This is a genomic window from Haloferax sp. ATCC BAA-644 (assembly GCF_000336975.1).
Lineage (GTDB): Archaea > Halobacteriota > Halobacteria > Halobacteriales > Haloferacaceae > Haloferax > Haloferax volcanii.
The window spans coordinates 215,673-234,934 of record NZ_AOLF01000021.1 but is presented as its reverse complement, the minus strand read 5'-3'; the positions used below and the strand labels follow the sequence as shown (position 1 = coordinate 234,934).

21 protein-coding genes are annotated in these 19,262 nt (G+C 67.7%); 5 read left to right on the top strand and 16 right to left on the bottom strand.

Going from position 1 to position 19,262, the window contains the following annotated elements; genetic code table 11:
- Positions 1–26: 26 nt before the first annotated feature.
- Positions 27–1,046: a phosphoribosylaminoimidazolesuccinocarboxamide synthase gene (locus C458_RS09810; RefSeq protein ID WP_008575309.1), complete on the top strand. Its 1,020-nt coding sequence runs from the start codon at positions 27–29 to the stop codon at positions 1,044–1,046.
- 42 nt (positions 1,047–1,088) lie between these two features.
- Here the strand turns inward: C458_RS09810 and C458_RS09805 are convergent, their stop codons facing one another.
- The 3 genes from C458_RS09805 to C458_RS09795 form a co-directional block, all read right to left on the bottom strand.
- Positions 1,089–1,304, bottom strand: coding sequence for a hypothetical protein (locus C458_RS09805; RefSeq protein WP_008575307.1), 216 nt, complete (start codon positions 1,302–1,304; stop codon positions 1,089–1,091).
- A 76-nt stretch (positions 1,305–1,380) separates the two neighbouring features.
- Positions 1,381–2,364, bottom strand: a complete 984-nt coding sequence (locus C458_RS09800; RefSeq protein WP_008575304.1) for a formyltetrahydrofolate deformylase — start codon at positions 2,362–2,364, stop codon at positions 1,381–1,383.
- A 145-nt stretch (positions 2,365–2,509) separates the two neighbouring features.
- Positions 2,510–3,931: a GntP family permease gene (locus tag C458_RS09795; protein ID WP_008575302.1), complete on the bottom strand. Its 1,422-nt coding sequence runs from the start codon at positions 3,929–3,931 to the stop codon at positions 2,510–2,512.
- A gap of 281 nt (positions 3,932–4,212) precedes the next feature.
- Between C458_RS09795 and purS the strand changes: the two genes are divergently transcribed.
- Positions 4,213–4,464, top strand: coding sequence for a phosphoribosylformylglycinamidine synthase subunit PurS (purS, locus tag C458_RS09790; RefSeq protein ID WP_004969187.1), 252 nt, complete (start codon positions 4,213–4,215; stop codon positions 4,462–4,464).
- 1 nt (position 4,465) lies between these two features.
- Positions 4,466–5,140: a phosphoribosylformylglycinamidine synthase I gene (purQ, locus tag C458_RS09785; protein WP_008575298.1), complete on the top strand. Its 675-nt coding sequence runs from the start codon at positions 4,466–4,468 to the stop codon at positions 5,138–5,140.
- Between the two features lie 502 nt (positions 5,141–5,642).
- Here the strand turns inward: purQ and C458_RS09780 are convergent.
- Both C458_RS09780 and C458_RS09775 read right to left on the bottom strand, forming a co-directional pair.
- The gene (locus C458_RS09780; RefSeq protein WP_008575297.1) at positions 5,643–6,725 is read right to left on the bottom strand and encodes an archaeosine biosynthesis radical SAM protein RaSEA; all 1,083 of its coding nucleotides are present in this window, start codon (positions 6,723–6,725) and stop codon (positions 5,643–5,645) included.
- Between the two features lie 77 nt (positions 6,726–6,802).
- Positions 6,803–7,636 carry a DICT sensory domain-containing protein gene (locus C458_RS09775; RefSeq protein ID WP_008575295.1) on the bottom strand — a complete coding sequence of 278 codons (834 nt, stop codon included), beginning with the start codon at positions 7,634–7,636 and terminating at the stop codon, positions 6,803–6,805.
- Between the two features lie 130 nt (positions 7,637–7,766).
- On the opposite strand from C458_RS09775, the gene C458_RS09770 reads away from it, so the two are divergent.
- Positions 7,767–8,843 (top strand): hypothetical protein, encoded by a 1,077-nt coding sequence (locus C458_RS09770; protein WP_008575292.1) that lies wholly within the window; start codon positions 7,767–7,769, stop codon positions 8,841–8,843.
- Positions 8,844–8,969: 126 nt separating this feature from the next.
- The gene (locus C458_RS09765; protein WP_008575291.1) at positions 8,970–10,901 is read left to right on the top strand and encodes an aldehyde ferredoxin oxidoreductase family protein; all 1,932 of its coding nucleotides are present in this window, start codon (positions 8,970–8,972) and stop codon (positions 10,899–10,901) included.
- Positions 10,902–10,955: 54 nt separating this feature from the next.
- On the opposite strand, the gene C458_RS09760 is transcribed toward C458_RS09765, so the two are convergent.
- From C458_RS09760 to C458_RS09710, 11 genes are all read right to left on the bottom strand, one after another.
- Positions 10,956–11,582, bottom strand: coding sequence for a hypothetical protein (locus tag C458_RS09760; RefSeq protein WP_008575290.1), 627 nt, complete (start codon positions 11,580–11,582; stop codon positions 10,956–10,958).
- A 51-nt stretch (positions 11,583–11,633) separates the two neighbouring features.
- Complete coding sequence (locus C458_RS09755) at positions 11,634–12,317, bottom strand: hypothetical protein (protein WP_008575289.1); 684 nt, start codon at positions 12,315–12,317, stop codon at positions 11,634–11,636.
- 80 nt (positions 12,318–12,397) lie between these two features.
- The gene (locus tag C458_RS09750) at positions 12,398–12,736 is read right to left on the bottom strand and encodes an AzlD domain-containing protein (RefSeq protein ID WP_004042073.1); all 339 of its coding nucleotides are present in this window, start codon (positions 12,734–12,736) and stop codon (positions 12,398–12,400) included.
- The gene (locus C458_RS09745; RefSeq protein WP_008575288.1) at positions 12,737–13,438 is read right to left on the bottom strand and encodes an AzlC family ABC transporter permease; all 702 of its coding nucleotides are present in this window, start codon (positions 13,436–13,438) and stop codon (positions 12,737–12,739) included.
- Between the two features lie 36 nt (positions 13,439–13,474).
- Entirely contained in the window at positions 13,475–13,945 is a 471-nt protein-coding gene (locus C458_RS09740) for a hypothetical protein (protein ID WP_008575287.1), read from the bottom strand.
- Entirely contained in the window at positions 13,942–14,199 is a 258-nt protein-coding gene (locus tag C458_RS09735) for a hypothetical protein (RefSeq protein WP_008575286.1), read from the bottom strand. The genes C458_RS09740 and C458_RS09735 overlap by 4 nt, the downstream gene beginning before the upstream one ends.
- A gap of 1 nt (position 14,200) precedes the next feature.
- Positions 14,201–14,479, bottom strand: a complete 279-nt coding sequence (samp3, locus tag C458_RS09730; RefSeq protein ID WP_006601267.1) for a ubiquitin-like modifier protein SAMP3 — start codon at positions 14,477–14,479, stop codon at positions 14,201–14,203.
- A 276-nt stretch (positions 14,480–14,755) separates the two neighbouring features.
- Positions 14,756–15,055, bottom strand: coding sequence for a HalOD1 output domain-containing protein (locus C458_RS09725; protein WP_255348177.1), 300 nt, complete (start codon positions 15,053–15,055; stop codon positions 14,756–14,758).
- Positions 15,056–15,411: 356 nt separating this feature from the next.
- On the bottom strand, positions 15,412–17,376 hold the full coding sequence (locus C458_RS09720; protein ID WP_008575284.1) for an archaea-specific SMC-related protein: 1,965 nt from the start codon (positions 17,374–17,376) through the stop codon (positions 15,412–15,414).
- 35 nt (positions 17,377–17,411) lie between these two features.
- On the bottom strand, positions 17,412–18,059 hold the full coding sequence (gene rdfA, locus C458_RS09715; protein WP_004062717.1) for a rod-determining factor RdfA: 648 nt from the start codon (positions 18,057–18,059) through the stop codon (positions 17,412–17,414).
- Between the two features lie 191 nt (positions 18,060–18,250).
- Entirely contained in the window at positions 18,251–19,255 is a 1,005-nt protein-coding gene (locus tag C458_RS09710; protein WP_008575283.1) for a DUF1616 domain-containing protein, read from the bottom strand.
- Between the last annotated feature and the right edge of the window lie 7 nt (positions 19,256–19,262).

The following is a 19,262-nucleotide window of genomic DNA, read 5'->3' as shown; positions in this document are numbered from 1 at the left end:
TAGTGGGATGAGCCCAGAGGACGACCATGACCAGCGTGAAGGACTTCCGCGTCGAGGAGGAGCCGACGGCGACCGACCTCGGGCGGGGCCGCTTCGTCTTCTCGGACCGCTACTCCGTGTTCGACTGGGGCGAGATGCCCGACCACGTCCCGAACAAGGGCGCGAGTCTCTGTCTCATGGGCGCGTACAACTTCGAACTGCTCGACGTGAACCACGTCCCGACCCACTACCTCGGCGTGGTCGAAGACGGCGAGGTGAAGGAACTCGGTGAGTGCGAGTCGCCGCCGACGGAGATGGCCATCGAACTCACGCAGGTGCCCGACCTCCCGCACGCCGACGGCGCGTACGACTACGACGCCTACCACGAGGCCGCCGGCGACAACTACCTCATCCCGCTGGAAATCGTCTTCCGCAACACCGTCCCGGTGGGGTCGAGCCTCCGGCGGCGCGGCGAGCCCGCCGACTACGGCCTCGAAATGGACGAGTGGCCCGACGAGGCCGTCTCGCTCCCCGAACCGGTCGTGGAGTTCTCCACGAAGTACGAGGAACAGGACCGCTATCTCTCCCGCGCGGAGGCCGACGACATCGCCGGGAAAGTCGACCTCGACCGCCTCGAAGAGCTGGCGCTCGCCGTGAACCATGTGCTGACCGAGCGCGCCGACGAAGCCGGCTTCGACCACGAGGACGGCAAAATCGAGTGTCTCTACCACGACGGCACCGTCAAGGTCGGCGACGTGGTCGGCACGTTCGACGAAAACCGGTTTTCCTACGGCGGCCAGCAGGTCTCGAAGGAGGTCGTCCGGCAGTACTACAAGCGCGTCCAGCCCGAGTGGGTCGCGGCCGTGAAAGACGCGAAGGCCGAGGCCATCGAGACGGGCGAGCCGAACTGGCGCGAGCACTGCGCGGTCGAACCCGACCGCCTGCCCGCCGACATCGTCGAGGCGCTGTCGGACCTCTACTGCGCCGGCACCAACGCCTACGTCGACCACGACTGGTTCGACGCCCCGACCATCGAGGACGCCGTGGCGCGCGTCCGCGACCTGTAGTCGGCCGCCGAGCGAGCAACGCCGGTTTTCGTCTGTCCCTTCTCACGCCGCGTCGTCGCCGACGAGGAACCGCGAGCCGCGGCGCAGGAGTCGGACGACGCCGAGCGCGAAAAACACCGTCGCGCCGGTCACGACGCCCGGTTCGACGCCGGGAAAGACCGGGATAACTCCGAGTTCGTGCGCGGCGAGGAGGACGGTCGCCACGAGCCACAGCGCGTAACAGCCGAGCGCGACGCGATGGCGGAGGGAGACGGGCACGGCTCCGAGTCGTGTCGGCGGCAAAATAGGGCTGGTGTCTGGCGGGGGTCGCCCCGCCGTCGCTGCCGCAGTCGCCTCAGTCCTCGGACGGTTCGGGCGCGAGCGCCTCGCGCTCCCCGAGGGCGTCGATGATGCCGTCGACCGGGCGGTCGGGGTTCGACGCCTGCGCCTCGCGGGTGAGGCCGAGTTGGTAGCGCTCGGGGTAGGCGCTCTCGCGGAGGCTGGTGCGCCCGCGGTGGACCGACACGTCGTTGTTGAGGTGGAGCTTCACGGCTTCGAGGAGCGCGTCGGCCTCCAGCGGCTGGCCGCGCTCTTTTATCTCGTCGATGGAGGCGTCGTCCGGCACGTCGAAGGCGCGCTGGGCGATGATGGGCCCTTGGTCGAGGTCGGTCGTCACGTAGTGGGCGGTGACGCCGGCGATGCGGACGCCCTCCTCTTTCGCCTGCCGGTAGGCCGCCGCGCCGGGGAACGCCGGGAGCAGCGACGGGGGGATGTTGATGATACGGTCCTCGTAGCGGAAGACGACGTTCGGGCCGAGGATGCGCATGTAGCGCGCGAGGACGATGAGGTCCACGTCGTACTGTTCGAGGAGGTCGAGCAGGCGCTCTTCGTTGGCGGTCCCTTTCTCGTCTCCGATGTCGTGGAATGGCACGTCGTAGTGGCTCGCCAGCGGTTCGAGCGTGTCGTGGTTGCCGATGACGACCGAGATTTCCGCGCCGAGGTCGTCGTTGGCCCACGCCTCGAACAGCGCTTCGAGGCAGTGGGACTCCTTCGTGACGAGGACGGCGATTTCGCGGGTCTCGCGGTCCGAGGGGAACCGGACCTGCACGTCGACGCCGAGGTCGTCCCCGAGGTCTGACAGCGCCGCTCGGAGTTCGTCGCGGGAGCAGGTCATCTCTGCGGTGTCGGCGTGGAGGGTCATCCGGAAGATTCCCTCGCGGACCGCCTGGTCCAAGTCCTCGACGTTGATTCCGCGCTCGAACAGCAGGGTGGTCACGTTCGCGATGAGTCCGGTCTTGTCTCCTCCGATGACCGTGATTTCGGTGAGTTCGCGAGTCATACCGTCACCTCCAGCTGTTCGAAGCTGAACATACCCGTCCTGCGTCGTCGAACGGTAAACCGCTGTCGTTCTCCGCAAGCGAATCCCTCGGGAACGACCGTGAATCACCCGGAAAAAGGAAAAGCCGACGTGCGCGCGTTGTCGCCTACGCCAGCGGCAGCACCGACGAGACGATGAGGACGACGACGAGCCCGGTCACGGAGATAATCGTCGTCAGCGCGGTCCACGTCTTCAGCGTCTCCGCCTGCGTGAGCCCGCCGATTTCCTTGACGAGCCAGAAGCCGGAGTCGTTGTACCACGAGCAGATGTTGCCGCCCGCGCCGATGACCATCACCAGATACGCGGTGTGGACCGGAAGCTGGCCGGTGAGCGGGGCCATGATGCCGGCGGCCGTGAGCATCGCCGCGGTCGCGGAGCCCTGCGCGATGCGGACGATGGCGGCGATGAGCCACGCGGTCACGAGCATCGGGATGCCGAAGCCTTCGAGCCCGTTGGCGAGGTACGAGCCGATTCCGGAGGCCGCGAGGAGCGCGCCGAACGCGCCGCCCATGGCGGTGATTGCCGCGATGTTACCGCCGCTTTTGAGCGCCTCGGTGAGTTCGTCTTCCCAGTCGGACCGCGAGAGGTCGGACCAGCGGTAGTACGTGTAGGCCGCGGCGAGCGCGGCGACGGTCAGCGCGACGTTCTTGTCGCCGATGAACGCGACGAACGGCCGGTTGTCCACGATGAACGAGACGAACGGCTGGAACGGTTCGGCCACCGTCACGCCTTCGAGGGCGTTGACGACGGTGAGCGAGCCGACGAGCGCGACGGCGATGACGATGGGCGCGGTGGATTCGAGGAAACTCGGCAGGGACGACACGTCGCGCTGGGCGCGCTCTTGCAGTTCCTCCGTGGTCGTCCCCATCGCGTCGCGGAGGGGGATATCGACGTGCCGGTTAATCCAGCGGCCGTAGACGAGGCCCCCCATGGTGGCCGACGGGACGGCGACGGTGACGCCGATGAGCATCGTGGTGCCGATGTCGGCCCCGATTTCGCTGGCGACCGCGAGCGGGCCGGGCGTCGGCGGGATGAACACGTGAGCCGTCGCCGCGCCGGCCCCGACGACGACGAGGTAGAGCGCGTAGTTGTCGCCCATCCGGGCCCGCATCGACCGCGCGAGCGGGGCCATGAGGTAGAAGACGCTGTCGAAGAACACGGGGATGGCGAGCACCGTACTGCTGCCCCACAGCGCGATGTCGCTGTTTTCTCGCCCGACGAGCGACTGGAAAGCGCGGACGATGCGCTGGGCGGAGCCGCTTTCGAGCATCGACTTCCCGATGATGGCGGCCATCAGGATGGGAATCCCGATGCCGGCCATCCCGTCGCCGAAGGCAGACGCCGTCCGCGTCGCCGCGTCCGCGAGCGCGAAATCGGGGACGAACGCCGCGTTGACGAGGCCGACCGCGAACGCGGCTATCGCCAGGCCGACGAACGCGGGGAGGTCTAACACGACCAGTAGCAACACGACCAACGCAAGTCCGATGACGAACGTCAAGAGCGGACTCTGTGCGAATTCGAGTGCCATACGTGAGACGGCGTCTCACTCGTGCTATAAAAATGATTATCATATACCATGTATGTAATTATTATATTAGAAATTAAGAGAAATAATTTGTATAGTACGTATAACAACGAATATGAATCAGGAGGAGAGCCGCCGCGGAGTCTCGCCCGTCAGAGACCAACGGCGGCGGTGTAGCGCGGTTGCCGGCGGCGTCGTCGCCGGTTCGCGCGTTGATACCCACATCTGTGCATATCAAACACGACCCAAAACCGTTTTTGCACATCACCACGCATCGCCACCTGATGACCACCTACACCGCGACGGTGACGGTGCGCCTCAAGCGCGGCGTGCTCGACCCCGAGGCGGAGACCACGAAGCGCGCGCTGGAACGACTCGGGTTCGAACTCGACGCGCTGCGCTTTACCGAACGCTACGAAGTCGACCTCGACGCGGCCGACGCCGACGAGGCCGAGGCCCGCGCCGACGAGATGGCAGAACGCTTGCTGGCGAACCCGACCATCCACGACTACGAGGTCGCGGTCGCCGAGGCCTGAGATGATTGCAGTCGTGCAGTTCGGCGGCTCGAACTGCGACCGCGACGCCGTGCGCGCGCTGTCGGACCTCGGGTTCGAGGCCGAGCGCGTCTGGCACGAAGACCCCCTGCCCGAGGAGACGACGGGCATCGTGCTCCCCGGCGGCTTCTCGTACGGCGACTACCTGCGCGGCGGCGCGATGGCCGCCCGCTCGCCCATCATGGAGTCGGTCCGCGAGGCGGCCGACGACGGCGTCCCCGTCCTCGGCGTCTGCAACGGCGCACAGATCGGCTGCGAGTCCGGGCTCACCCCCGGCGCGTTCACGACGAACGCGAGCGCCCGCTTCCAGTGCGAACACGTCTACCTCCGCGTCGAGAACGCCGACACGCGCTGGACCGCGGCGTACGACGAAGGCGAGGTCATCGAACTGCCCATCGCCCACGGCGAGGGTCGCTTCGAACTCGACGCCGAGCGCTACGAGGAACTCGAAGCCGACGACCGAATCCTGTTCCGCTACTGCGACGCGGAGGGCAACGTCACCGACGAGGCGAACCCCAACGGGTCGCTCGGCAACGTCGCGGGCGTCCTCGGCGACAGCGAGTCCGTCGCGGTGCTGATGCCGCACCCCGAGCGGGCGTCACTCCCGCAACTCGGCAACACCGACGGTCGTGGCGTGCTGGCGGGATTCGGGGAGTAGGGTATAAAAAAGACCGCCCGCCACGGTGGCGGACGGCACGGGGCCGGTGAGCGAACGGAGCGGCGTACACGATGAGCGATGTTGGAGTGTCGAGGGTTCCGGCCCGCGTGCCGTGTGCTATGGAGCGAGAGCGCAGGGAGCGTCCGTGGCGACCCACGCCTCGGCGTTCTCCTCCTCGCGAATCTCGAACCACCCATCCGCGTAGTAGACGGTCTTGTACGTGTGTTTCGTCATGATGGCGGGCGGTTCGGATGGACACGTCCGAACCACCGAATATGACAACGTCTCACACCCTCTTTGATACGAATATCCTATCCGACGGTTAGGTGCCTGTTACTTTCGGATAGCACCCCCTAACGCGGACGAATGGGAGAACACTGGGTGGGATACTGGACGAACGGGTAGCGAATCGGACGGCCGGCCGCCACGCGAGGAAGCGCGGCTCGATCCGAGGCGGGCGTCCGTCGGCGCGAGGCGACACGGCGGACGCGGGAGCGCGCGCTTACTTCACGAGCGGCATGTTGTAGCTCGTCTCGTTGTCGAGGACGAACTCCCAGGTCGCCTCGCAGTCGCAGGACACCTGGTCGAAGACGCTCGGGTCCTGCCGGAGGTTGAAGTCCTTGACCGCCTTGAACACGAGTTCGTCGCAGTCGCCGCAGTTGTGCGCGCCGCGCTCTTGGCCGCCGCCGACGGGGTCGGAGACGACGATGGCGTCCACGTCAACCGTCTCGCGGAGCGCCTCTGCGACCGACCAGAGCCACGGCGGGCGGTAGCCGCCGTTGAAGAACAGTTCGTCGACCATCGTGTAGCGCTGGACGTTCGTCGGGTTCATCGAGACGGTGTGGCAGTTGTCGACCGCCGCACACCGGCGGATGGAGGACTTCATGTCGTCGAGCGCCTCGGGCTCCGAGAGGAACGGCGGCTTCATCAGGAGGTACGCCTTGACGCCGCCGCCGGCCGCGGCGGCCTCCTCGCAGGCGTCCTCGAAGTCCGCGAAGTCGAAGTACTTGTTCACGCAGTCGTGGCGGACGCGGTCGGTGGCGGTTTCGAGGCCGACCGCCACGTCGGTGTCGAGACCGCGGTCGGTGAAGTCGGCCAGTTTCTCGCGCGTGACGAAATCCGGCAGCGACTCGACGACCATCCGGTCGCGGTCGGCGAACGTCTCGGCGATGGCGTCGCGGGTCTCCGCGGGCACCTCGCGCTCGTCGAGGAACGAGCCGGAGGTGTAAATCTTGATGAGACCGGCTCTTTCGCCGTCGTCCATCTCCTCGGCCTCGTGGTCGAGACAGACCCGAATCTGGTCCATCAGCGCCTCGTGGGCGACGGTGCCGCCCTCGACGGACTCCGCGACGTAGCCGCACATCGTACAGCCGCCGGCGCGGGCCCACCGGCAGCCGCCGGTGTTGAGGATAATCGTCAGCGAGTCGTAGACGCCGTCTGGCGTGTTGTCCTCGTCAATCCACACCCGCGTGGGCTCGTGGGGGTCGTAGGTCTTCTGCTTTTGCGAACGGATGTCGCGCATCACCTTGTTGTGCGCGTCCATCCCGCGTCCCCGTTCGTAGACCTCGGGGCTCGGCTTACTCATTGGATACCCGTATCGGGCGGGTGCGTAAAGCGGCTTCGTCTGGGTTCGGTCGGCGGCGGTCGCCGGCCTGTCCCGCCTCACATGTTCCGCGAGATGTAGCGGTCGATGTCGGAAACGAGCGACGGCCGGAACGTCCAGTAGCCCTCCCAGCGCTTCGGCTCGGTCTCCAGCGCGAGGAGGGCGACGGGCTGGCCCGGAGCCACGGCGTCGAGACGCTCGTCGCTCGCCGCAGTTCGGTCGCCCGGTTCCGCCTCAACCGACTCGTCTTCGGGCGGCGTGTAGACGACGAACCACGAGTCGTAGAAATCGTCGAAGTAGCCGCCGTGGGTCACGAGATTCGAGTTGGTCGGCGGCGACCAGTCCGGGATGCCGTAGATGTGGGTCTGCACGTCGGTCGACGCGACCTTCTTGTAGACCGCTCGCGTCCCGCGCTCGTCTTCGATTCGGGAGAGTCGCTGGAACGACGACCGGAGCCTACCGTTGCCGGCGCGCCACGCGTGGCGCTCGATGTACCGCGAAATCGCCACGAGCAGCAGTTTCTCCTTGTCGGATTCGGGGTAGCCGCGGAGCGAGAACGGCACGTCGTCGAGTCGGGTGAGCACCGACGGGAGTTCGAACTCGTCGAGCTTCGCCTGCCCCGTCTTGTAGAGGTCGGAGTTCACGAGGAGGACGGAGTTCATCACCTCCTCCAGCGGCGAGGTCGCGACGACCTCGTGCCCCGCGGCCGTCTGCTCGGTGAGCACGACCACGTCGTCGCCGCGCGCGTCGTCGGAGAGTTCGTCGACGTCGACCGGCTGGTCGGCGAACGTGGTTTCGAGCATCCGCTGTACGGGGTCGGGAGCCGAGCGATTGACCACCGAGAGCGACCGGCTCGCGGTGTCAATCGCGCCGAGGAAGCTGGCGAGTCCCATCGATTCGTGAGAACGACTGACCGCCGACGAAATAGCTGTTTTGGAGGCCGGAGTCGCGGCGGCGGAGCGCCGCGTCGCGGGGGCGGCGGCCGCGACAGACGTTCATATGCGCCGCGCCCGTATGAGGGGTATGGAGCGCCGCACGCTCCTCTCGCTTCTCGCGGGCGGCGTCGCCGGACTCGCCGGGTGCGGGACGCCGGACGGAGAGACGGAGACGCCGACGCCCGAAGAGGGGACCGACGCGCCGACCGCGACGCCGACGCCCGAAGCGCGCGTAGAGCGGTCGCTGACGCTCTGGAACCCGACGCCGGACCCCGTGTTTACCACCGTTGTCGGCGTCCGCGGCGACCGCGACGTGTTCTTCGAGAACCGCGATCTGCTCCCCGGCGAGCGGGCCGCGCTGTCGGTGTCGGTGCCGACCGGGGAAACGGCGGTGCTCGTCGAGACGGACACCGGCGTGCGGGCCCGGTCGGAGTGGGTCGTCGACGCGGCGTTCGAGGGACTGGAGGTCGTCCTCGGCCGGGACGGCGCGGCGTTCTGGCGGACCGTCTCGTGCGACGCGCGGGGGGCGTGTTCGCTCGCGGCGGCGGCCCCCGACGACGGGCCGCGAATCGACCTCCCGCTCGTCGGCGACGGCTCCACCCGGTGGTACGCGCCCGCCGGCGTCGTCGTGGAGAACGCCGGTTTCGAGACGACCGCGCGGCTCCGCATCGACCTCGGGGACACGTCGCTGGTCGACCGGGCGTACCGCGTCCCCACGGGAGCGCGGCTGTCGATTCCGGTGACGTACCGAAGCGGGACCTACCGCGTCGCCGTCGAGACCGACGAGCGACGCGTCGAGACGGCGTGGCCGGTCCCCGACCAGCCGACGACGTACGTCGACGTGTCGAGCGGGGCGACCGGCTGCGGTCCCGCGAACACGACGCTCACGGTCGCCAACCGCGACGACGAACCGCACCGGCTCTCGCTCCGGGTCGACGCCGCGGGCGGCGAGTCGTTCGACCGCACGCTCGCGCTCGACCCCGACGAGGTCCGCGAACTCGTCCCCGTGACGACCTCCGGACCGCACGTCGTCTCGGTGAGCCTCGAAACCGGCGCGGCAACCTCGGGAACGTGGTGGTCCTGTCCGCCGCGCGGCCCCGCGAGCGTCGTCGTCGACGCCACCGGAGCCGTCTCGCTCCGGGCCGCCGGCCCGCAACCGGGATGAGTCGCACGGATTGCCGCAATCCCGAGACAGTCCGGCGTCGGGTCGCGGCGGCGTAACCTCGAACGGTTACGCCGAGGTGGGAATCACTAACCCGACAGCGACCGTATATAACTAACGAGGATTACAATGACTGAACTCGGTGGTTATCACGACAGGGTCGCTCGGGTGGACCTGTCGTCCGGCGACATCGCGTACGAGGGAATCGACGACGAGGACGCAAAGAAGTACATCGGGGCCCGCGGCCTCGGCGTGAAGTACGTCTTCGACCAGGGACCGGACGTGGACCCGCTTGGACCGGACAACCTCCTCGCGTTCATGACCGGGCCGCTCACCGGCACGCAGACCGTGATGAGCGGCCGAATCGCGGTCGTGACGAAATCCCCGCTCACGGGGACCGTCACCGACTCGCACCACGGCGGCTGGAGCGGTGCGCGGCTCAAGTGGTCCGGCTTCGACGGCCTCCTGTTCGCGGGCAAGGCCGAGCGGCCGAGCTACGCCGTCGTCGAAGACGGCGAATTGACGCTCCACGACGCCGGCGACCTCTGGGGCAAGGGCGTCCACGAGACCATCGAGACGCTCGAAGGCGAGGTCGACGGCAGCCTCGGCAAGAACCTCTCGATAATGGCCATCGGCCCCGGCGGCGAAAACGAGGTCAAGTACGGCTGTATCGTCAACGAGGACGACCGCGCGTCCGGCCGCGGCGGCACGGGGGCGGTCATGGGCTCGAAGAATCTCAAGGCAATCGTCGTGAAGTCCGGCACGCGGATGCCGAAGCCCGCCGACGCCGACACGTTCAAACAGGGCTACCAGCAGGCGATGCAGCTCATCCGCGAGTCCGAGGTCACCGCGCCCAACGAGGGCGGCCTGTCGCTGTACGGGACGAACGTCCTGATGAACGCGGGCGAGGAGCTCGACGGCCTCCCGACGAAAAACGGGAAGTACACCTCGACCGCGGCGATGCGGGACGCCGAGGGCGCGGACATCGACTCCGAGCGCGTCTCCGGCGAGAACGTCCGCGAGAACATCCTCGTCGACGAGCCGACGTGTCACTCCTGCCCCGTCGCCTGTAAGAAGGAAGTCGAGGTGTCGGTGATGCACAAAGGCGAGGAGATGAACGTCCGCGGCGAGTCCTACGAGTACGAGTCCGCCTACGCGCTGGGACCGAACTCCGGGCACACCGAGCGCGACGAAATCGCCGTCATGATCGACCGCTGTAACGACATGGGCGTCGACACCATCGAGGTGGGCAACATGATGGCGATGGCGATGGAGATGTCAGAGCAGGGCAAGCTCGACGGGCTGAGCGAACAGCTCGACTGGGGCGACACCGAGCGCATGATCGACCTCATCACGGAAATCGCGAACCGCGACGGCGACCTCGCGGACGCGCTCGCGGAAGGCGCGAACGGCCTCGCCGAGCGCTTCGACGCCCACGACAACTCGCTTGCCGTCAAGGGCCAGACTATCCCGGCGTACGACCCGCGCTGCATGAAGGGCATGGGCATCGGCTACGCCACCTCGAACCGCGGCGCGTGTCACCTCCGCGGCTACACGCCGTCCGCCGAGATTCTCGGCATCCCGGAGAAACACGACCCCCACGAGTGGCGCGGGAAGGGCGAACTCGTGGCGCTGTTCCAGGACATGCACGCCATCTCGGACTCGTTCGACATCTGCAAGTTCAACGCGTTCGCGGAGGGCATCGAGGAGTACGTCCTGCAGTACAACGGCATGACCGGCCGCGACGTGAGCGAGGAGGAACTGCTCGAAACCGGCGACCGCATCTACACCTTAGAGCGGTACTACAACAACCTCGCCGGCTTCGACGGTGCAGACGACTCGCTGCCGGGGCGCTTCGTCGAGGGCGACGAGGCGATGCCCGGACAGGGCGCGTCCGAGGGGCAGCTGTGCGAACTCGACGAGATGAAAGAGGAGTACTACGCCCGCCGCCAGTGGGTCGACGGCGTCGTCCCCGACGAGCGCCTCGACGAACTCGAAATCGACATCGGCCCCGGCACGGGCGTCTCCCGCGGCGACTCGCCCGCGCCCGCCGACGACTGAGCCGACGACCGAGCCGACGCCGTTCGGTCCAATCGGCTCCCGCGCGAATCCGAATCACGCTTTTTCCGACCGGTTGCGAACCGCAGTAGCGACGAGTCTCCCGACGAGCGCCGCGGCGGCGACGACGCCAAGACCGATGAACGCCGTCGATGAGACGAGCGGGAAGTCGAAGACCGGTCCGACGAGGTGGAACGCGGCACCGACGACCGCGGCTCCCGCGGCGAGCCGAGCCGAACCCGCCCCGCGGTACGCCCGCGTCCCGACGCGTCCGAGCGCGAGGCCGTAGGTGACGAACGGGAGTTCGTACAGCCAATAAATCACCGGGAAGCCGCCGGCGGCGAAGGTGTAGAGCCGGTAGTAGTCGCCCTCGTAGACGACGGCGTACAGCCCCTGTCCGGGCGCCGTGTAGTCGCTGTAAAAAAAGCGGTCCGGCCGGCCCTCGTCGCCGTAGACGACGTGGGAGCCGTCGGGCGACTCGATGGCTCGCCGAACCGCGTCCTGTGCGTCGGCGTCGAGTCCGTCGTACCGGAGCACGGGCGTCTCGTCTCGGACCTGCGACGCGTCGATTTCCGACGCGGAGAACGACACCTGCTCCGACCAGTCGGCCATCGTCACCGGCGCGCCGACGAGCGAGAGCGCGACGAGGAGCGCGAAGACCGAGACGACGAGTTGCCCGGACATGAAGGCTCTGTGCGAGCAAAGCAGTGAATATCTTCCGGGGAGGGACGCCGGCTACCGGAACGGGCGAAGCGACGCCACCGCCCCGCCGAGGCCGCCGAAGACGACGCCGTACACCAGCCCGGAGAACGCCCCCCAAAGCGGGAGGCCGACCGAGTCGCCGTCGAGGTCGGTCGGGTGAAAGCCGGTCGAACCGATTCGAACGACTCCGTCCGCGTTCGGGGGCACGTCGCCGAGGCCGACGCGGGCGACGAGCGCGGCGACGGCGACGGCGGCGGCGAAGCCGAAGGCGACGGACGACCCGGTGGCGAACCCCTCGGCGGGGCGTCGGGACCACGCCGTAAGGCGCGCCGTGACGACGCCGGCGAGAAAGAGGCAGGCGGGCGGCAGCGCGCCCAGCCAGTACCACGGGTCGGCGGGCCCGTCGAGCCCATCGACGAGGTTGCGGAGGACGACCGCGCGACCGGGGCCGGTCGTCTCGACGAGGCGGACGGGCAGGCCTATCGCGCCGCCGAACGTCCAGACGGGGACGGACACGGACGGAACGGACTTGCCGGCGGTCATCTCGGTCGCGGCGTCGAGCGTGGAAAACGAGCCGTCGGTGGCGAGGGCGAGCCAGCCGGCGACCGCGACCGTGCCGACGACGAACGCGGCGACGCCGGCGGCGAACCCGGTCGGGAGAAGGGCGCGACCGTCGTCGCGGGGGAGCGAGTAGAGGCGTGGGACCGGGGAGGGCATACGTGCGGTCGTGGTCGCCCGCGAAACGAGTATCTTGGGGACAGGAGGCGGGTCGGACGATGGGGGCTGGCGGGCGACGTTCAGACGACGAACCGGAGGACCCAGAGCGCGCCCATGCCGACGAGGATGGTGGCGAGCACGCGTTCGGTGTACCACGCGGCGAGCGCGGCCAACGCGCCGGCGACGAGTTTGTCGTTGCCGACGGAGACCGCGAGGTCGCCGGATGGAGCCAAGAGCGCGGGGAAGACGAGCGCGGCGAACACGGCCGCGGGGACGTACTCCAAGGCCGACTCGACCGCCGGCGGCACGTCGTCGATGCGGCCGAACAGGTAGATGAACGACCCGCGGATGGCGAACGTGAGGACGCCCGCGAGGGCGATGACGAGCCAGACGGTCGCCGAGTCGTAGCCGGTCGGCATTCAGGCGTCGCCTCCGAGCGAGTCGACCGCGAGGCCGGCGAGGACGCCGACGACGGCCGCGACGATGATATCGAGGTGGAACGGGACGCCCGCGACGACGACGACGGTGGCGACGAGGCCGCCGACCAGACACGACGCGCCGGAGGCGCGGTCTTTCAGGGTGGGCACGAGCAGGGCGAGAAAGACCAGCGGCGCGGCGAAGTCGAAGCCCCACTCCGGCGGGAGCCCGGAGCCGAGGAGCGCGCCGGCGACGGTCGTCACCTGCCAGACGAGCCACAGCGACGCGCCCGCACCGACGTAGTACGCGAAGCGGTCGGTCCCGCCGTCGCGGCCGTAGCGGGCGATGGAGACGGCGTACGCCTGGTCGGTCAGCAGGTACGACGCGAGCGCCTTCGACCGGGCGGTCAGGTCGCGGAAGTACGGCGCGATGGAGGCCGAGTACATCATCGTCCGCAGGTTGATGACGACCGCCGTGCCGACGACGATAGCCAGCGGCGCGTCCGCGCCGAGGAGCTCTATCATGGCGAGCTGCGACGCGCCGGCGAAGACGATGCTCGAAAACCCGAGGGCGTGCGCGACCGACAGCCCCTGCTCGACGGCCGCGACGCCGGCGACGAGGCCGAACGGCGCGATGCCGAGTTGGAGCGGCCCCGCCGCCCGGACGCCGTCGAGGAGGTCGGAAGAGGAAGAAACGGTTGGCATCTGTCGGTAGCAGGGCACCGTCCCCAAAATAGCCGTCTATCGTCGGGCGGATTGCCGGCTTTTTCCCTCCCGGCTGACGACGGCGACCTCGCGGATTTCGAGCGCCGTCTCGAACTCGTCGCGGCGGTCGGCGTCCGCGCCGACCCGCCGGAGGTGTTCGGCGTGCGCCCGACGGACGGCGTCGACCTCACGGTGGGAAAAGTCGAGGTCGAGCCCCTTCGTGTCCCAGTGGCCCAGCGGGACGAGATACACCGCCGCATCGTCGTCCTCGTGGACGCACTCGAACCCCTGTGCGTACTCGGTCGCCCGCCCGTCGAGGTACGCCTGCGCCCGGTCGAGCAACCGCGGCAGACTGCTGGCGGGGACGCTCGCCTTCGCGGCCGCGAGCATGATGGCCGTGCCGTCGATGGCACCCCCGCGGGGCGCGCCGTCGTCGCCGTCGGGTGCGAGGCGCTCGCTGAGTCGTTCGCGACCCGGTCGCCGGTCGCCGTCGGCCCCCACGGTCATCCCCCCGCGCGCATCGCCTTGCGGGCGAACCGCTCGACGAGGTCGTCGAGCGTCTCTTCGTTGCCCTCGAACGCGAGTTGCACTTCGGTGAGCTGGATACTGCTCGTTATCGTGACCTCCTCGGTCTCGATGTCGACGGCCCAGTCGGGACCGACCACGCGGCCGTCGCCGTCGGCCTCGCCGCCGAGCCCTTCGAGGTACTGAATCGCGAGGCGGGGCGAGATGCCGCGGAAGGCCCGCTGTCGGCGCGCCACGTCAGCCCCCCGCGACCGGCGGGAAGACGCTCACGGCGTCCCCGTCGTCGAGCGCCGTGACCATCCCGTCGAGGTGGACCACCTCGCGCCCGTTTTTCAGCACGTTCACGTGCGGCTTGACCTCGCCGTCCTCGATGAGTCGGCCGGCGAGGCCGTCGTACTCCGCTTCCAGCGACCGGAGGACATCTCCGACCGTCGCGTCGTCGTCGACCCGCCAGTAGATGGACTTCTGACCCACCACCTCTCGAAACGTCGCGAAGAAGCGTAATTCGAGTTCCATACCCCTTGTCGGCGTCCACGAGACAAAAAGGTACGTCGCGGCGAGGACGCGGAGGCGTCTCACTCGCCGTTATTCGAGACAGTAATTCAAATAAACTGCAAGATTTCTGCCAGAAAGTTCTTAACTGATAACGTTGAGACCGCGTCCAGAGGGCTCGTTCGAACGAACATCTCAGACGACTTCGAGAGCGATTGGCGCGGGTCGAGACGGCGAGGGCGAGCGGTCCCGCCGGCGACGCTCGACCCGTCACAGCGTCGTGCCGAGCGACCCGGCAGATTACCGGCCCGCGTCCCGAACCTCGATGCGGCCGACGGACTCGACGGTGACGACGAAGTCGGCGTAATCGAATTCGAGCGAGGCACCCGAGACGCGCGGCGCGCCCGGCGTGTCGCGGCCGAACAGGGTATCGAGGGCGTCGGTGTCTACGTGGTCTGTGAGCGGCGGCAGGTCCGCGTCGCCGCGGGCGTGTTTGTCCACGGCTGCGGCGACCGCCGCAGAGACCGGTTCGGTACGCTCGCAGTCGTACCAAACACGCGTCGGTTCGTACTCAGTTCGTGTCCGTGTGTCAGATGTGATGATGGTCTCGTCCCCCCAGTATCGTCCGTCTGATACGTCGTTTCGATGTGTTATATTTCTTGCGTACTATCGGTATGTTCCCTTGATAATTCTGTTTTAATGCAATACTGTGCCAGCGAGCGGGGACCGGCGACTCAGCGAACGCGCGTTCGGTGTCGTGGAAACGAGCGGACGGCTGGAAGAACGGAGAGAAGCGCGTGACCGAACCGAGAACCGACCGAAACGGGATGCGGGACGGGACGGGACGGGACGGGACGGGACGGGACGAAGCGGAGCAGAATGAGACGATAGGACGAAGCGGAGACGCGGGAGACGCCCCTAGCCCTTCGCGAACTCGCGCTGTCAGGGCACGTCAGTCAGGCGGCCGGCGTCACGTCCGTGCCCCACGTAACGCGCCGGTACGACGCGTCGAGAGCCTGTGCGTCCTCCGGGAGGAGCGCCGCGACGAGGAACGTCGGGTACTGCTCGAAGTGGTCGACCAGTGCGGCGATGCGCTCGGCGTCGATGGCTTCGACCGAGTCGAGGAGCATGAACGGGGCCTGCTCGTACACCTCGTGGACGAGGTAGCCCGCGAGGGCGAACACGAGGCCGACGACCTCCCGCTCGCTTTCGCTGAGGTGGTCGATGGAGTCTTCGTACACGGCGCCGGAGTCGGACGCGCGGACGATGTGGAGTTCGAACTGGGCTTTTTCGACCTTGCGACGCCCCTCGCGGACCCGGCGTTCGACTCGCTCCAGCCAGACGCGCTCGATGTTGTCGTAGCCGAGGAGGTCGAGCACCGTCTCCATCTCCTCGTTGAACGACTCGACCGCCGCGGCCGTGAGCGACCGAATCCGGGTCCGTGCGGCTTCGAGCTCCTCGTTTACCTGCTCGCGTTCGCGTTCGAGTTCCTCGCGCTCGTCGAACCGGTCGTCGAGTTCGTCGAGTTCGTCGTGGACCGACGCGAGGTCGTCGCGCGTCCGGTCGAGAGCGAACTCGACTTCGTTGAGCTCTCTGTGGAGTTCGATAAGGTCGCCTTCCCCCCCGCTCTGTCCGCGGAGTTCGGACGCGTCGGCTTCGAGCGCGTCGACGTGTTCGGCGAGTTCCTCGCGCCGGTCGGTCAGCGACGCTATCTGGCCGGTCCGGCGGTCGAGTTCGTCTTCGAGCCGGCGGAGTTTATCCCGGAGCTTCCGGCGGTCGCGCTCCGCCTGTTCCGCCGCCCGCATCGAGCGTTCGAGCTCGTCGAGTTCGCGGCGGAGCTCGGCGCGTTCCTCGCGTTTCTCGTCTCTGACCTCGCGGAGCCGGTCGGTCGTCCCCCGAATCTGGCCGCGGTCGACCTCGGTGCCGCAGGTCCAGCAGGTGGTCGTCTCCGACGCGACGAGCCGGTCCGTCACCGAGCCGTCGCCGGCCGCGCCCAGCGAGTCCTCGACGAGACCCGCCTTCCCGTCGAGCACGTCTTCGGTGTACTGGACGACGGTCTGAAGCTCCGAAATCGTCGAGTTGAGCGACTCGATGTGCGACCGGACCGACTCGATTCGGTCGCTCGCCTCGCCGCGGTCGACCGCCTCGGCGTCGAACGAGTCGAGTTCCGACTGGAGTTCGGAGCGCTCCTCGCGGAGCGATTCGACGCTCTCGCGCTCGCTCTGGAGGCGGAAGCGGACGCTTTCGAGGTCCGACCGCGCGGACTGAAGCTCCGAAAGCACCTCGTCTAATTCGGCTTGGTGCTCGCGTTGCGTCTCGACCGTCCGGTCTTCGGCCTCGATTTCGGCTTCGATGTCGTCCCGCTCGGCTTCGAGCGCCTCGATTTCGGCTTCGAGGTCGTCGCGTTTCGATTCGAGCGACCGCCGGTCGGCGTCGAGCGAGTCCAGCGAGTCGAGTCGGCGCTCGACCTGCGTGCGGCGTGACTGGAGGCGCTCGATTTCGGCCTCGATGGCGTCGGTGTCGACCGGGGCCATGATGACGTCGTAGAGGTCGCGCTCCGCGACGACCGCCCGCCGCGCCTCGTTCGAGCCGAGGAGGAACGCAAAGCGGTCCGCGGTCGCCGCGTCTCGAAGAAAGGGCGTCCCGTCGGTCGAGACTGTCCCGTTCTCACGCGAGAGGAGGCGAGTGTACGTCCGGCCGTCGAGTTCGAGTTCGACCGACCCCTCGTCGGCGTCGCCTTTGAGGCTGACCGCGTCGCTCCCGCACGCGCCCATGAGCGCCCGCAGGAACGACGTTCGGTTCGTCGCGTTGCGGCCGGTGAGCACGGTCACGCCGGGGTCGAGCCTGACGCGCCGCTCGTCGATACCGCCGATGTTTCGTATGCGTACAGTCGCCGCCTGAAGTGCCTCTGAATCGTTCATGTGTCGGATGTGGGATGTTTGGTGAGCCCGAATCGCTACTCGTCTCGCTCGCGTTCGCAGTCGCAGTGCCCGGAGGAGAGTAGCGCCGTCGGGGTCATTCGAGTGTCACAGTCGGTACAGGTGACTCTGATGTCGACTTCGACCTCGTACGCGCCGATGAAGACCCGCTCGGCCTTCACCAAGCGGTCGACGACGTCGATGGTCACGGTACGAAGTCGGGACCGGAGCTTTCGAATCGTCGCGAGTCCCGCCTCGGTGGCGTCCGTCTCGTCGTCGTCATCGTCTTCGCGTTCGACGTTTCGGTGTCGCTTGAGGTAGTTGTACACCGACTGGTAGGAGATGATGTCGGCCTCTAGCTGCTCGACATCGACGCCGCGTTCGCGGAGCGTGTTCCGCGCGTCGGTACGACTCCCTGCGGTCACGTCGTCGCTGGTCAGGAGGCGGTAGAAGTTCTCCGCCTCCCCGTCGAGGACGTGTGCGCCGGCCTCATCGAGTGCGGCCCGGATGAGGCGCTTGTTCACGTCGCCTTCCAGTTCGCGGAGGCTCCGCTGCGCTCGGCCATCGCCGAGCCACGCATCGACGAGGTCGTCGCCGAGACCGTCGAGGCCGTAGCGATTCGCGATGCGTTCTATCTTCGGACCTCGGCCGCCGCGGCGGGAAACCGACCTTCCAGAGTCTCGCATTGTGACTTCGCCGGCGGAAGCTTAGCGTGCAGTACCCTAAACGTTACCCATGGATTATCAGACGTGATAAAACTAGAACACAACCGAGTTACACGATTTGAGCCCTCGTTCGTGCGGATTCCGAGGTTGAGCGTCGAACTATCAGAAGATGAGATAGCCGAGACCCACCCGACTGCGGTCGGTTTTCACCATCACTCCGCCCGAACCGTCACCCAGAGGTGGACTTCGCGGTAGGCGTTGTCCGCCGTCGGTGCCGCCGGCGGCGCGCCCTCGTAGAGGAGGTACGTCAGCCGCAGGCGCTCGCCCGTCATCGTCGGGCGGACCTCGTGCGGTTCGTGCCACGTCTCGTTGTGTTCGAGTCGGGGCGTGAACGTCCGAAGCCGCTCGGACTCCAGGACGGTCGTCGAGTTGTTCGACACCTCGACGCGCTGGAGCACGGTGACGACGGTGTAGTTCACTGTCCGGTGTTCTTGGTTGCCGACGCCGAGGACGAGCGACGCCGGCTCGCCGCGGACGAGTTCCTCGGGGTAGTTGTCGGCGGTGAGTTCGTCGTTCCCGTCTTCGGTCAGGAGGTACAGTTCGGTGAACGACTCGCCGTCTTTCGGCACCGCCACCGCGTAGCCGACGCTGGCGGTCGCGAGCACCACGCTCACGACGAGGACGACGTTCAGCATCGCGTCGGTCTGCGACGCCGGACTGAACAGTTCGTCGCGCGCGGCGGCAAACCAGCGCTCGTACGGGACCACAAGCCGCTCGTCCTCGGGGAGCGCCGAGCGCCGGGTCGCCGCGAACGACGTCGCGACGAGCGTGAAGCCGCTCAGGGTGACGAGGATAGGACCGAGTCGAAGCCCCCACGGCGTGAAGTTGAGGACGAGACCGAGAAGCGGAACGACGGCGATGCTCGTTCCGAACGACAGCGCCACCCGTTCGATACCGTCGATACCGCCCATTCGGTCGCGGTCCTCGGCGTCTATCGGCGGGCCGCGCTCGGGAAACAGCGCCGCGATGAGCGCGTAGCCGGGGAGGAAAAGCGAGAACACCAAGCCGGCGATGTCCCGGAGCGGCGTCTCCGCCAGTCCGGGCGTGAGCGTCACGGCGAGCGTGAGCGCGACCCCCGCGACGACGACCGCGAGGTCGGCCGGAAGGCTGCGGACAGGCTCGGGGAGGAACAACCGCCAGTCTCGGCGCTGCGACATCTACCCG